This is a genomic window from Klebsiella sp. GG_Kp146 (assembly GCF_040061975.1).
Lineage (GTDB): Bacteria > Pseudomonadota > Gammaproteobacteria > Enterobacterales > Enterobacteriaceae > Klebsiella > Klebsiella quasipneumoniae.
Map to the genome: position 1 here is coordinate 334,530 of NZ_JBEAHA010000001.1, position 11,668 is coordinate 346,197.

Consider the following 11,668-nt stretch of genomic DNA (forward strand, 5'->3'; position numbering starts at 1 on the left):
TCTGTTGTAAGTAAAAATTAGCCCTATGTTGCTACAGAGCCCCTAATGTTTCAACGAGTAGAAGATCTTTTCTGCCAGAGCGTGAGAGATGCCCGGTACTTTGGCAATTTCTTCGACGCTGGCCTGCTGCAGCCCCTGCAGCCCCCCCATGTACTTCAGCAGCATCTGGCGACGCTTCGGCCCCACCCCCTCGATAGTCTCAAGCGAGCTGGTGCTCTTCACTTTCGCCCGTTTTTTGCGATGTCCGGAGATCGCATGATCGTGCGATTCATCGCGGATATGCTGGATCACGTGCAGGGCCGGCGAATCCGGCGGCAGGCTAAACCCCTCGCCCTCTGGTTCAAAGAATAACGTTTCCAGACCGGCTTTACGATCGCTACCTTTCGCCACGCCCAGCAGCAGCGGATGATGTTTATCCCAGGGGACGTCCAGCTCGGCAAACACCGCTTTCGCCTGCGCCAGCTGCCCCTTGCCGCCGTCTATCAGGATCACATCCGGAATCTTGTTGTCATCAATCGCTTTACCATAGCGACGGCGCAGGACCTGATTCATCGCCGCATAGTCATCGCCCGGGGTGATGCCGGCAATATTGTAGCGCCGGTACTCCGCGCGCAGGGGGCCATTGCTGTCAAATACCACGCAGGAGGCGACGGTCTGTTCGCCCATGGTGTGGCTGATATCAAAGCACTCCATCCGCTTCACGGCCGGCAGCTCCAGCACGGAGGCCAGCGCCTGCAGACGCTGATGAATGGTCGATTGCTGAGACAATTTCGTGGTTAACGCCGTGGCGGCATTGGTGCGCGCCAGCTTAAGGTAACGCGCCCGGTCGCCGCGCGGTTTAGTTTGCACATGGATTCGGCGCCCCGCCAGTTCCGACAGCGACTCGGCCAGCAGCGTCTTATCCCCGAGGTTGAAGTCGAGCAAAATCTCTCCCGGCAGCGTGCGCATCTGGCTGCCCTGCAGGTAGAACTGGCCGACAAAGGTCTCCACGACCTCGCCCAGCTCGGTGCCGCCCGGCACTTTCGGGAAGTAGCTGCGGCTGCCCAGCACTTTCCCCTGGCGGATAAACAGCACATGGACGCAGGCCATTCCGGCATCGAAGGCAACCCCGATCACGTCAAGATCGTCGCCGGTGTTAGAGACAAACTGTTTCTCCGTCACGCGGCGGACGGCCTGAATCTGGTCGCGAATGCGCGCCGCCTCTTCAAACTCGAGGTTCTGACTCGCCTTCTCCATCCTCGCGATGAGCTGAGTCAGCACCTGATCATCTTTGCCGGCGAGAAACAGCCGCACATACTCCACCTGCTGAGCATACTCGTCTTCACTGACCAGCCCCGCCACGCACGGCCCCAGGCAGCGGCCAATCTGATACTGTAGACAGGGACGGGAGCGATTGCGGTAGACGCTGTTTTCACACTGACGGATGGGAAAGATTTTCTGCAGCAGCGCCAGGGTCTCGCGCACGGCATAGCCGTTGGGAAAAGGACCAAAATACTCGCCCTTCGCATGTTTGGCGCCACGATGCATCGCCAGACGCGGATGGGTATCGCCGCTGAGGAAGATAAAAGGATACGACTTATCGTCGCGCAACAGCACGTTGTACCGCGGCTGGTACAGCTTGATATAGTTGTGTTCAAGCAGCAGCGCTTCCGTCTCAGTATGGGTGACGGTCACGTCGATTTGCGCGATCAGCGCCACCAGCGCTTCCGTTTTACGCGACGCGAGGTTGCTGCGGAAGTAGCTGCTGAGCCGCTTTTTCAAATCTTTGGCTTTGCCAACATAGATGACGGTTCCGCCAGCATCATACATCCGATACACACCGGGCTGGCTGGTTACCGTTTTCAGGAAAGCTTTTGCGTCAAAAACATCACTCACTGGCTTGCTAACGACTCCGCATTACACAGGCCATGGCGAATTGCCAGGTGGGTCAGCTCGACATCGCCATGAATGTTCAATTTGCTGAACATCCGATAGCGATAGCTGTTAACCGTTTTAGGACTCAGATTCAGCTGCTCTGAGATCTCATTCACCTTCTGACCTTTGGTGATCATCAGCATAATCTGCAATTCGCGTTCAGACAAACTGGCAAAAGGCGATTCTGTTTTTTCCGGTTCAATCTGACTTAACGCCATTTGCTGAGCAATATCGGAGGCAATGTAACGTTGCCCGGACGCGACGCAGCGAATCGCATTCACCACTTCCTGTGGCGCAGCGCCCTTACTGAGATACCCTGCCGCCCCTGCCTGCATGACCTTGGCAGGTAAAGGATTCTCGGTATGCACGGTCAACATGATCACTTTCGTGCCCGCTACCGAGCGCGCGATTTTGCGCGTCGCTTCCAGACCACCGATCCCGGGCATGTTCATGTCCATCAGGACGACATCAGCGGAATTAGCCCGGCACCACTTGACGGCGTCTTCGCCGCAGCAGGCTTCGCCAGCGACTTTAATCCCTTTTATATCTTCCAGAATGCGTCGTATCCCTGCGCGCACCAGTTCGTGGTCATCAACAAGAAGAACGTTGATCAAAGGAATAATCTCCAGAATGAGGGATAACGCTACTGATACTTTATCTCCCACATATTACCGGGTTTTATTGCTAATTTAAAAGGCAAAAAAATGCCGTCTCCTCGATTTGGCTCTCATTTATGGCAATGTCTGTGCACACTGAGTGGAAAGTCATTGCGAACAATCAGTTGCCCGAGGCTTATTTTTTAACAATCCTCATACAGAAGGCACAAAAAACACAACAGATTACGTAGCGCATAAATACGAGGCAAAATATGTAACAATTATTAACGTGCTAAATAATTGGGGGAAATTATTGCGCTGCTGACAGCTATTACGTCTTATCTGATGCATAAAATCATTCACAACTCAGATGAGAGAACAGAAATTAAGCACTCCTTTTTTTTCTGTCGCTTGTGGTATACTGCGCGGCCTTCACATTCAGACAGGCGCAATAGCGCAGCGAGCAAACGAGGATATCGATGAGCACACCAGATTTTTCCACTGCAGAAAATAATCAAGAACTGGCGCAGGAAGTCACCTGCCTGAAAGCGCTGATGACGCTAATGCTGCAGGCGATGGGTCAGGCAGACGCGGGTCGCGTGATTATTAAAATGGAAAAGCAGATCGCGCAGATGGAAGATGAGGCTCAGGCCGCCGTATTCTCCAGCACCGTTAAGCAAATTAAACAAGCATACCGGCAGTAATCTTGTACCGGCTGAAAGTATGACTGACAGCCGGTATCACGTCTGGCACGCAGAACGGCAGGCGCATTCAGATTAGCCCTGTCGCCACGGCGTAACAGGCAATTTGCGTTTTATTCGGCGCGTTAAATTTCCGTTGCATATTCTTCTGATGGAAATTAACCGTATTTTCCGAAATCGAGAGAATCATCGCCACCTCCGCCGAGGTCTTTCCTTCCGCGGTCCATTTGAGGATCTCCAGTTCGCGCCGGCTGAACTTCATCTCCGGCGGCATCACCATCTCATCTTCCAGACGCAAGAGCGTCAACAGGCTCAACTCCGTCAGCGTTCGCAGGCGCAGCTCCAGTTCATCATCAGGATAAGCGTTCGGCAAACGGTTGTTCGCGGAGACGGAGAGAAAACCCTGAGCATGATTCGGCAACGTCAGACACTGTGTCACCCCTTTTTGCAAACCATGGTCGCGCGCCCCGTCCCATAATGCCTGCGCATCGCGAAACAGCCCATCTTCCCATGGCAGATGGCCACGCATAAAATTCTCCGGGCGTAACACGGGATCTATCGTGAAATAATTCTCTGCCTGGTAATGAGACATCCATGCGCGGGGATAGGTCGACTGAAACGTGACGCGGGGGCGAGTGAAAGGCACCGGGTGACGCACACAAAGCGTGTAGTAATCATATTCCAGCGTTTCTGTTTCTCGTTGCAGGAGATTATAAACCTCCTCACCGGCGGCCATGGACTGAAATTGATGCAGCATATCCCGCCGCCAGCTGAAAAAATCATTGTCCCTCATAGCTGTGCAAATAACTCCTGATTGATAATCATTATTATAAATACAGAAAACTAACACATAAATCTTATTTATATGTATAAAATATCGTAGCTGTCGCATTTATTAGCCTGAAGGCTTGCCTTTTTTCCGCTCGCTGCGCTGAAACTAAGGCCCTCCCTTCATTTTCTACACCCTACACGGGGGGATGGGAAGCGGTGTATACGGCCAGGGGAGTCAATAGCACGAAAATGTGATGATGGGGCGTTCCCCCGGCGTGGAAGCGGGCTGAACGCGGCGGCCCTCGCGATGGAGCGCCGCCGCGCCAGCGCCTGCTCTACTGCATCAGGAATTTTTCGAGGAACTGGCGGGTACGCGGCTGCTGAGGCGAGGCGAACAGCGCTTTGGCCTCGCCTTGTTCAACGATGCGTCCCTGATCCATAAAAATCGCCCGATCGGCAACGTCGCGAGCGAAGCTCATTTCATGGGTCACGATAACCATGGTGCGTTTCTCCTGCGCCAGCTGGCGGATGGTATTGAGCACCTCCCCTACCAGCTCAGGATCAAGGGCCGAGGTCGGTTCATCAAACAGGATCACGTCCGGACGCATGGCCAGCGCGCGAGCAATGGCGACCCGCTGCTGCTGACCGCCGGAGAGGCGGCGCGGATAGCTGTTCTCTTTGCCGCTGAGGCCTACCTTCGCCAGCAGATCGCGCGCCCGCGCCATCGACTCCTGCTTGTCTTCGCCTTTTACGATGACCGGCCCTTCAATAATGTTCTCCAGTACCGTCCGGTGGGGAAACAGGTTAAAGTTCTGGAAGACAAAACCCACGTGCTGGCGCAGCCGCCGAATAAGCCCTTTTTGCGGCCCGAGGCTGCGACCGGCGTCGATCGTCACATCGCCGACGCGGATAGTGCCACTCTCCGGTTGCTCCAGCAGATTAATGCTGCGCAGCAGGGTAGTCTTCCCCGAGCCGCTGGGACCGATGATCGCCACCACTTCGCCTTCCTGCACCTCCAGGTCGATACCGTGGAGCACCGTCTGGCCATGGAATTTTTTCACCAGGCTTTTTACTTCAATCGCACTCATTTCGGATCACGCTCCTGGCGGTTCAGCTGGTTTTCAAAATAGTTCTGCAGCGAGGAGAGTACCGTCGCCATCACCCAGTAGATCAGAGAGGCTGCCAGATACATGGTGAAGACCTCCAGCGTACGCGAGGTGATAAGCTGCGCCTGACGGAACAGCTCCGGCACCTGGATCGTCGCCGCCAGCGAGGTATCTTTTACCAGGCTGATAAAACTGTTAGAGAGCGGCGGCAAAGCGACCCGCGCCGCCTGGGGTAAAATAGCCCGACGCATTGTCTGCCACGGGGTCATACCGATACTGGCCGCCGCTTCCCATTGCCCTTTGTCAATCGAGGCGATGGCCGCGCGCAGGGTTTCCGCCGCGTAGGCCGCCGTGTTCAGCGACAGGCCGATCATCGCCGCCGGGATCGGGTCAAGTTCAATGCCAAACTGCGGCAAACCGTAGTAGATCATGAACAGCTGGGCGATAAGCGGTGTCCCGCGAAAAATGGAAATATACATGCGCGCCAGCCATTTTACCGGCCAGAGGGGCGACATGCGCATCAGCGCCAGGATAAAGCCCAGCACCAGGCCGAAAAACATCCCGCCAATGCTCAGCTGCAGCGTAAAGACGGCGCCTTTCAGCAGAAAAGGCGCGGAATCGATGACCAGTTGGATACTTTCTTGCATGCTGTGGTTTCTATATTAGACGTGAGGATGATAGGCAAACAGCGCCGGCGCTCCGCCGGTATGGACGAACAAAATCGGCCCTTCATCCTTAAAGCGCTTCTGCGTAATGCCATCGATAAGTCCGGCCATCGCTTTGCCGGTATAGACCGGGTCAAGCAAAATACCTTCCAGTTGCGCCAGCAGCTTCACGGCGGCCATCCCTTCCTCGTTTGGCGTCCCGTAGCCCGGTGCAAAGTAATCATCCCACAGGATGATCTCGGCTTTCGCCTGCAGCTCAAGGCTGTTGGCCACGGCCTGCTGCAGCGCCACCACTTTCGGCAGCTGGTCGGCAACAGCGCGCGACACCGTCACCCCGATCAGTTCCGCCTGCGGCATCAGCTGTTCAAGGCCGACCGCCAGGCCGGCATGGGTGCCGGCGCTCCCGGAGGCGACCACCACCGACGAAATCTCCACCGCGTCTTCGCACTGCTGGGCGATTTCCAGCGCGCTTTCCACATAGCCTAGCGCCCCAAGGGCGTTAGAGCCGCCGACCGGAATGACATACGGGCGGTACCCCTGCGCTTCGATACGGGTCGCCAGCTCGTCGAGCTGGGCCGCGGGATCGGTCAGGGCATCGCACATCTCAATCTGGGTATTAAACAGATCCAGCAGCAGGCGGTTGCCATTGCTCAGATAGTTCTCCGCCCGGGTGCCGATGGGATTTTCCAGCAGCGCTACGCAGTGCAGGCCCAGTTTGGCGGCGACCGCCGCCGTCTGGCGCACATGGTTAGACTGGATCGCGCCGGCGGTGATTAAGGTATCCGCCCCTTCGCGCAGCGCATCGGCGGCGAGAAACTCCAGCTTACGCAGTTTGTTGCCCCCCATCGCCAGCGGCGTCGTATCATCACGTTTGATAAAAATTTCGCGCCCGAGGTGATCGGACAGACGCGGCAGATACTCCAGCGGCGTCGGCGCGCCGATCAGTTCCAGACGCGGAAAGCGGGTTAAATTTTGCAGTGACATGGCCCCTCCTGACTCAGTTATGCTTCATTATGCACACAGTTACGCGCTAAATAAAAAAAGGCGCTTCCAGGAGCGCCTTTTTTCACCGCTGGCCGTTATTTTGTCACGTCAGCGCCAAACCATTTCTCGGACAGCGCCTTCAGGCTGCCATCTTTTTGCATATCCGCAATCGCGCCATCTACCGCTTTCAGCAGGTCATCGTTGCCTTTACGCAGCGCAACGCCAGCTTCCTGACGGGAGAACGCTTCGCCGGTGACCGCCAGCGTATTGTTGGTTTTCTTCACCAGATCCAGCGCCGCCAGACGGTCAACCAGAATGGCGTCAATACGGCCTACGCGCAGATCCTGGTATTTGGTCGGGTCGTCGTCATAGGTGCGGACATCCACGCCCTGGACGTTCTGACGCAGCCACTCTTCATAGTTAGTGCCCAGCCCGACGCCCACTTTCTTGCCTTTCAGATCCGCCGCGGTTTTAATCGCGCCTTCGTTGCCTTTCTTCACCAGCGCCTGCACACCGGAGATCGTGTACGGGGTAGAGAAATCGTATTTCTTCTTACGCTCATCGGAGATAGTGACCTGGTTAATCACCACGTCAATGCGTTTGGAGTCCAGCGAGGCCAGCATACCGTCCCACTTGGTCGGTTTGAGGTCGGCCTTCACGCCCAGATGTTTCGCCAGCTCGTTGGCGAACTCCACTTCAAAGCCGGTCAGCTTGCCGTCATCACCCTGGAAGCTAAAGGGAGGATAGGTGCCTTCGAGGCCCACGCGCAGCGTGCCGCGCTCTTTAATCTGATTGAGCAGGTTTTCCGCCGCAAAAGTTTTCACGCTAACGCCAGCCATCAAAACAACGGCCATTGCGCCCATCAGCGCTTGACGACCCAGAAGTGCTAATTTCATAGATACCCCGAAGATTAGGATTTTCCTGTAGTGTAAGGCGCTTAACGGCCCGACACCAACATCGTTACGCTACATCTTATGCAAATTTATTATATATGATCCGCTTTAGGGTATAGCGAAATTCAGGGCTTTCCTCACCCGTTTTGCGGGATATCTCCCATACTGCAAAGGTCAGCCTGTTGACGTCTGGAGCATGGAAGATGAAAAACCCCACCTTGTTGCAATGTTTTCACTGGTACTACCCCGCCGGCGGCGAACTGTGGCGTGAAGTCGAAGCGCTGGCCCCCAGTCTTAACGAAATCGGCATCAATATGGTCTGGTTGCCACCCGCCTACAAAGGCGCCTCGGGCGGTTATTCCGTCGGCTATGACACCTACGATCTCTTCGACCTCGGCGAGTTTGATCAAAAGGGCTCTGTCGCCACCAAATATGGCGATAAAACCCAGCTGCTGGCGGCGATCAACGCCCTGAAGGAGCACGACATCGCCGTGCTGCTGGACGTGGTGGTGAACCATAAAATGGGCGCCGATGAAAAAGAGGCCTTGCGCGTGCAGCGCGTCGATGAGCAGGATCGCACGCAAATTGACGAGACGATCATAGAGTGCGAGGCATGGACTCGCTATACCTTCCCGGTGCGCGCCGGGCAGTATTCGCAGTTTGTCTGGGACTACAAGTGTTTTAGCGGCATTGACCACATCGAGAATCCGACGGAAGACGGTGTATTTAAAATCGTCAACGACTACACCGGCGAAGGCTGGAATGAGCAGGTCGATGATGAGCTTGGCAACTTCGACTACCTGATGGGCGCTAATATCGATTTTCGTAATCACGCCGTCACCGAAGAGATCAAATACTGGGCGCGCTGGGTGATGGAGCAGACCGGCTGCGACGGTTTTCGTCTTGACGCCGTGAAGCATATCCCCGCCTGGTTTTACAAAGCATGGATCGAACATGTTCAGGAGGTGGCCCCGCAGCCGCTGTTTATTGTCGCGGAATACTGGTCCCATGAAGTGGAAAAGCTCCAGCAGTATATCGACCTCGTCGAGGGCAAGACGATGCTTTTCGATGCCCCGCTGCAGATGAAATTTCATGAAGCGTCCCGCCAGGGGCGCGATTACGACATGAGCCAGATTTTCAGCGGGACGCTGGTGGAAGCCGACCCCTTCCATGCCGTCACCCTGGTCACCAACCATGATACCCAGCCGCTGCAGGCGCTCGAGGCGCCGGTTGAGCCATGGTTTAAACCGCTGGCCTATGCGCTGATTCTGTTGCGTGAAAATGGCGTGCCCTCGGTCTTCTATGCCGATCTCTTCGGCGCTTCCTATGAAGATACCGGCGGCGACGGACAAACCTACGCCATAGAAATGCCTGTCATCGAGCAGCTACACGAACTGATCGACGCCCGTCAGCGCTTTGCCCACGGCGTGCAGACTCTCTGGTTCGATCACCCTAACTGCATTGCCTTCAGCCGCAGCGGCACCGACGAGGATCCCGGCTGCGTGGTGGTGATGTCCAATGGTGATGAGGGAGAAAAGACCCTGACGCTGGGCGAGAACTATGGCAACAAGCGCTGGCGGGATTTCCTGGGCAACCGGGAAGAGATTGTCGAAACCGACGACGAAGGCTGCGCAACCTTTACCTGTAACGGGGGAAGCGTCAGCGTGTGGGTGCTGGAGGCGGTGCTGTAGTCATCTGACGCCGGACGGGCCAGCAGTGGCCCGCCGGAACCTTAGCGCGCGGTGGTCGGCGCGCTGACCGGAGCGGCGGCACGCGCTTTAGCCCACGCCTTCTCGCACTCCGGGGTGAGACGTTCAACGCGGGTCAACGTCATACGATCGTAGGAAAGGGTATTGCCCTCGCGCTCGATCGGGTAGATATCCAGGGAAGCGGTCACGTTGTAGATATCGCTATCGCGGTTCATCAGTTTCCCCGGCTGGGCGATCACACGCTGCCACTGGCGGCAGTCGAAGGTGTCCCCTTCTTTGGTGACGATCAGGCTGGCGATGGCGTCCGGACTCATCATCTCGCTCTGCGGCCCTTTCGTCTGCCAGTAGCCTTCCAGGCCTGCCGGCGCTGGCGCTTTAACAACCTCTTCGTAACGATCAACCTGCACGCATCCGGCCAGCGCCAGCACCATGCCAGCAAAAACTAACTGTTTCATCATTCATCCCACAAGCTGATAAAAAAGTATTGTGGCATTAAAGCGTTAAGCCTTCCACCCCCGCCGCAGGCGGAGAAGCCGGGCAAAACACGGCCAGGCATCGCAGCCTTCATTTGAAATAAGGAAATTCTGAAAGTAAAAGAATGTTTGGGGCCTAACCATAGCATCCGTGGGCACTTTTTGTTTTTAATTCGCTCACACTACCGGTTCTTGACTTTACTTTAAGAGTTTTCCTGGCAAATTATATACAGAGATGCGGAATAGTTTAATGGAACTAATGGGTTCTTTCTTAAACCTACTATTATCACCGCCCGCAAGGACTGCTTCGCACAGCCAGTGTGAAGTGTATATCGTTACGTGTTGATTGAGGATGGGTCATGTCAACGATGATTATGGATTTGTGCAGTTATACCCGGTTGGGACTAACGGGATATCTGACCAGTCGGGGAATTAAAAAACAGGAAATCGTTGAGGTCAACTGCGCTGAGGATCTGCACAGGCATTGTGCGTCATGTTGCCCGGCGGTGGTGTTTCTGAATGAAGATTGCTTTGTGCATGATGATGAAAGTAATGGCATTATTCGCCAGATCATCACGCAAAACCCGGCGACGTTGTTTGTGATTTTTATGTCGCTGGCGAACATCCATTTTGACCGCTATCTACGGGTGCGTAAGAACCTGCTAATCAGCTCAAAATCGATCACTCCAAAAGACCTTGATGTCATTCTGGTTAATTATCTTAAATACAAGAACACGAGTCTGGGGCAGTTAAATTTACCGACGTTGTCGCTGAGCAAAACAGAATCAAATATGCTGCAAATGTGGATGGCCGGGCATGGTACTTCGCAAATTTCAACGCAAATGAACATCAAAGCGAAAACGGTATCATCGCATAAAGGCAATATTAAAAAGAAAATACAGACGCATAATAAGCAGGTGATTTACCACATCGTTCGGCTGACCGAAAACATTACCAGCGGTATTCAGGTGAATCTACGCTGAAACAAACTGGCGGTGGTCCCGCCAGTTCGGTTTTACGAGATTTCTTTTTCCACGAAGATCCCATCCGGGTGCCCTATTTCATTGAAAAACCAGATCCCCAGGGGATAGTCTTCCAGCGAAACCAGATACATCGTCCCTTCACTAAACGACTCAATTGCCAGCACTACGCCCGATCGACGTGGGCCACCGTCGGTCTTCACCGTGACACGATCGTTCACCTGCATAATCCATCTCCTCTCTATTTCCAGCCAGTGTAGAACAAAACCACGCCGCTCGCAGCGTCGCGGGCAGTGACTGGCGTTTTTTTAGACCGACTATACTTAAAGAGGCTTGAGCGACGCTCAGCGAGGGGGGGTAATGATGAAGAACCGATTGACAGACCAGACCGGGAACGACGTTGATGTCAACGTTGATGCTCTGCTGGCGGCGATTAATGAGATCAGCGAAAGCGAAGTCCATCGCATCCTCGATGACCCACAGCGCGCCAGTATCGATGGCCGCGGGGCGCATACCTGGCGTGAACTGGCGGAGGCATTTGAACTCGATATTCATGATTTCAGCGCCAGTGAAGCCAACCGCTAGCGATGGGCGAAAAAAATCCCGACTCGCAGGAGTCGGGATCAAACTTGCTAATGCAAGAAGCACTTGAAAATTCGTTACACCGGGAAATCCGATGCGTTGAAACATTATCCTCAATTATTTTGCATGACAAGCGATATTCATGGCGCAAAATATTGAGAAAGTTGGCGCTTCGCAGCAGAAAGGGCTGCAGGGCTGATGCGATAAGGCTTAGCCGCAAACCGGTTTCATTCGATAGCGCGATCCCCGTCGAAAACTTTAAGAAAAATCTCATTTTGCCTGATTCGGGCGAAA

13 protein-coding genes are annotated in these 11,668 nt (G+C 54.7%); 4 read left to right on the forward strand and 9 right to left on the reverse strand.

Annotation, left to right across the window (positions count from 1 at the left end; genetic code table 11):
• Positions 1 to 42: 42 nt before the first annotated feature.
• Positions 43 to 1,875, reverse strand: coding sequence for an excinuclease ABC subunit UvrC (gene uvrC / locus ABLU95_RS01650; protein WP_050533826.1), 1,833 nt, complete (start codon positions 1,873 to 1,875; stop codon positions 43 to 45).
• The gene (gene uvrY / locus ABLU95_RS01655; RefSeq protein ID WP_002911539.1) at positions 1,872 to 2,528 is read right to left on the reverse strand and encodes a UvrY/SirA/GacA family response regulator transcription factor; all 657 of its coding nucleotides are present in this window, start codon (positions 2,526 to 2,528) and stop codon (positions 1,872 to 1,874) included. Before uvrY ends, uvrC begins: the two co-directional genes overlap by 4 nt.
• A gap of 461 nt (positions 2,529 to 2,989) precedes the next feature.
• Between uvrY and ABLU95_RS01660 the strand changes: the two genes are divergently transcribed.
• Positions 2,990 to 3,214 carry a DUF2594 family protein gene (locus ABLU95_RS01660; RefSeq protein ID WP_032453405.1) on the forward strand — a complete coding sequence of 75 codons (225 nt, stop codon included), beginning with the start codon at positions 2,990 to 2,992 and terminating at the stop codon, positions 3,212 to 3,214.
• A gap of 67 nt (positions 3,215 to 3,281) precedes the next feature.
• On the opposite strand, the gene sdiA is transcribed toward ABLU95_RS01660, so the two are convergent.
• From sdiA to tcyJ, 5 genes are all read right to left on the reverse strand, one after another.
• Positions 3,282 to 4,004: a transcriptional regulator SdiA gene (sdiA, locus tag ABLU95_RS01665; RefSeq protein WP_044524003.1), complete on the reverse strand. Its 723-nt coding sequence runs from the start codon at positions 4,002 to 4,004 to the stop codon at positions 3,282 to 3,284.
• Between the two features lie 313 nt (positions 4,005 to 4,317).
• On the reverse strand, positions 4,318 to 5,070 hold the full coding sequence (gene tcyN, locus ABLU95_RS01670) for an L-cystine ABC transporter ATP-binding protein TcyN (RefSeq protein ID WP_004203465.1): 753 nt from the start codon (positions 5,068 to 5,070) through the stop codon (positions 4,318 to 4,320).
• The gene (gene tcyL, locus ABLU95_RS01675) at positions 5,067 to 5,735 is read right to left on the reverse strand and encodes a cystine ABC transporter permease (RefSeq protein ID WP_008804215.1); all 669 of its coding nucleotides are present in this window, start codon (positions 5,733 to 5,735) and stop codon (positions 5,067 to 5,069) included. Before tcyL ends, tcyN begins: the two co-directional genes overlap by 4 nt.
• Before the next feature lie 15 nt (positions 5,736 to 5,750).
• Positions 5,751 to 6,737, reverse strand: coding sequence for a D-cysteine desulfhydrase (gene dcyD / locus ABLU95_RS01680; RefSeq protein ID WP_023290282.1), 987 nt, complete (start codon positions 6,735 to 6,737; stop codon positions 5,751 to 5,753).
• A 95-nt stretch (positions 6,738 to 6,832) separates the two neighbouring features.
• A complete protein-coding gene (gene tcyJ, locus ABLU95_RS01685; RefSeq protein ID WP_004203468.1) occupies positions 6,833 to 7,633 on the reverse strand; it encodes a cystine ABC transporter substrate-binding protein in 801 nt (266 codons plus the stop codon).
• A gap of 200 nt (positions 7,634 to 7,833) precedes the next feature.
• Here tcyJ and amyA point away from each other — a divergent pair, with 200 nt between their 5' ends.
• Positions 7,834 to 9,321, forward strand: coding sequence for an alpha-amylase (amyA, locus tag ABLU95_RS01690; RefSeq protein ID WP_102003949.1), 1,488 nt, complete (start codon positions 7,834 to 7,836; stop codon positions 9,319 to 9,321).
• A gap of 41 nt (positions 9,322 to 9,362) precedes the next feature.
• On the opposite strand, the gene yedD is transcribed toward amyA, so the two are convergent.
• Positions 9,363 to 9,797 (reverse strand): lipoprotein YedD, encoded by a 435-nt coding sequence (gene yedD, locus ABLU95_RS01695; protein ID WP_072413406.1) that lies wholly within the window; start codon positions 9,795 to 9,797, stop codon positions 9,363 to 9,365.
• Positions 9,798 to 10,171: 374 nt separating this feature from the next.
• On the opposite strand from yedD, the gene rcsA reads away from it, so the two are divergent.
• Positions 10,172 to 10,795: a transcriptional regulator RcsA gene (gene rcsA, locus ABLU95_RS01700; RefSeq protein ID WP_023290286.1), complete on the forward strand. Its 624-nt coding sequence runs from the start codon at positions 10,172 to 10,174 to the stop codon at positions 10,793 to 10,795.
• Positions 10,796 to 10,827: 32 nt separating this feature from the next.
• Here the strand turns inward: rcsA and dsrB are convergent, their stop codons facing one another.
• Positions 10,828 to 11,019 carry a protein DsrB gene (gene dsrB, locus ABLU95_RS01705; protein WP_004203477.1) on the reverse strand — a complete coding sequence of 64 codons (192 nt, stop codon included), beginning with the start codon at positions 11,017 to 11,019 and terminating at the stop codon, positions 10,828 to 10,830.
• A gap of 136 nt (positions 11,020 to 11,155) precedes the next feature.
• Between dsrB and yodD the strand changes: the two genes are divergently transcribed.
• Positions 11,156 to 11,377, forward strand: a complete 222-nt coding sequence (gene yodD, locus ABLU95_RS01710; RefSeq protein ID WP_004203478.1) for a YodD family peroxide/acid resistance protein — start codon at positions 11,156 to 11,158, stop codon at positions 11,375 to 11,377.
• Positions 11,378 to 11,668 lie beyond the last annotated feature (291 nt).

Coding starts and splice junctions, on each gene's coding strand:
- ABLU95_RS01660 (WP_032453405.1), top strand. CDS start 2,990: ATGAGCACACCAGATTTTTCCACTGCAGAAAATAATCAAGAACTGGCG.
- sdiA (WP_044524003.1), bottom strand. CDS start 4,004: ATGAGGGACAATGATTTTTTCAGCTGGCGGCGGGATATGCTGCATCAA.
- tcyN (WP_004203465.1), bottom strand. CDS start 5,070: ATGAGTGCGATTGAAGTAAAAAGCCTGGTGAAAAAATTCCATGGCCAG.
- tcyL (WP_008804215.1), bottom strand. CDS start 5,735: ATGCAAGAAAGTATCCAACTGGTCATCGATTCCGCGCCTTTTCTGCTG.
- dcyD (WP_023290282.1), bottom strand. CDS start 6,737: ATGTCACTGCAAAATTTAACCCGCTTTCCGCGTCTGGAACTGATCGGC.
- tcyJ (WP_004203468.1), bottom strand. CDS start 7,633: ATGAAATTAGCACTTCTGGGTCGTCAAGCGCTGATGGGCGCAATGGCC.
- amyA (WP_102003949.1), top strand. CDS start 7,834: ATGAAAAACCCCACCTTGTTGCAATGTTTTCACTGGTACTACCCCGCC.
- yedD (WP_072413406.1), bottom strand. CDS start 9,797: ATGATGAAACAGTTAGTTTTTGCTGGCATGGTGCTGGCGCTGGCCGGA.
- rcsA (WP_023290286.1), top strand. CDS start 10,172: ATGTCAACGATGATTATGGATTTGTGCAGTTATACCCGGTTGGGACTA.
- dsrB (WP_004203477.1), bottom strand. CDS start 11,019: ATGCAGGTGAACGATCGTGTCACGGTGAAGACCGACGGTGGCCCACGT.
- yodD (WP_004203478.1), top strand. CDS start 11,156: ATGAAGAACCGATTGACAGACCAGACCGGGAACGACGTTGATGTCAAC.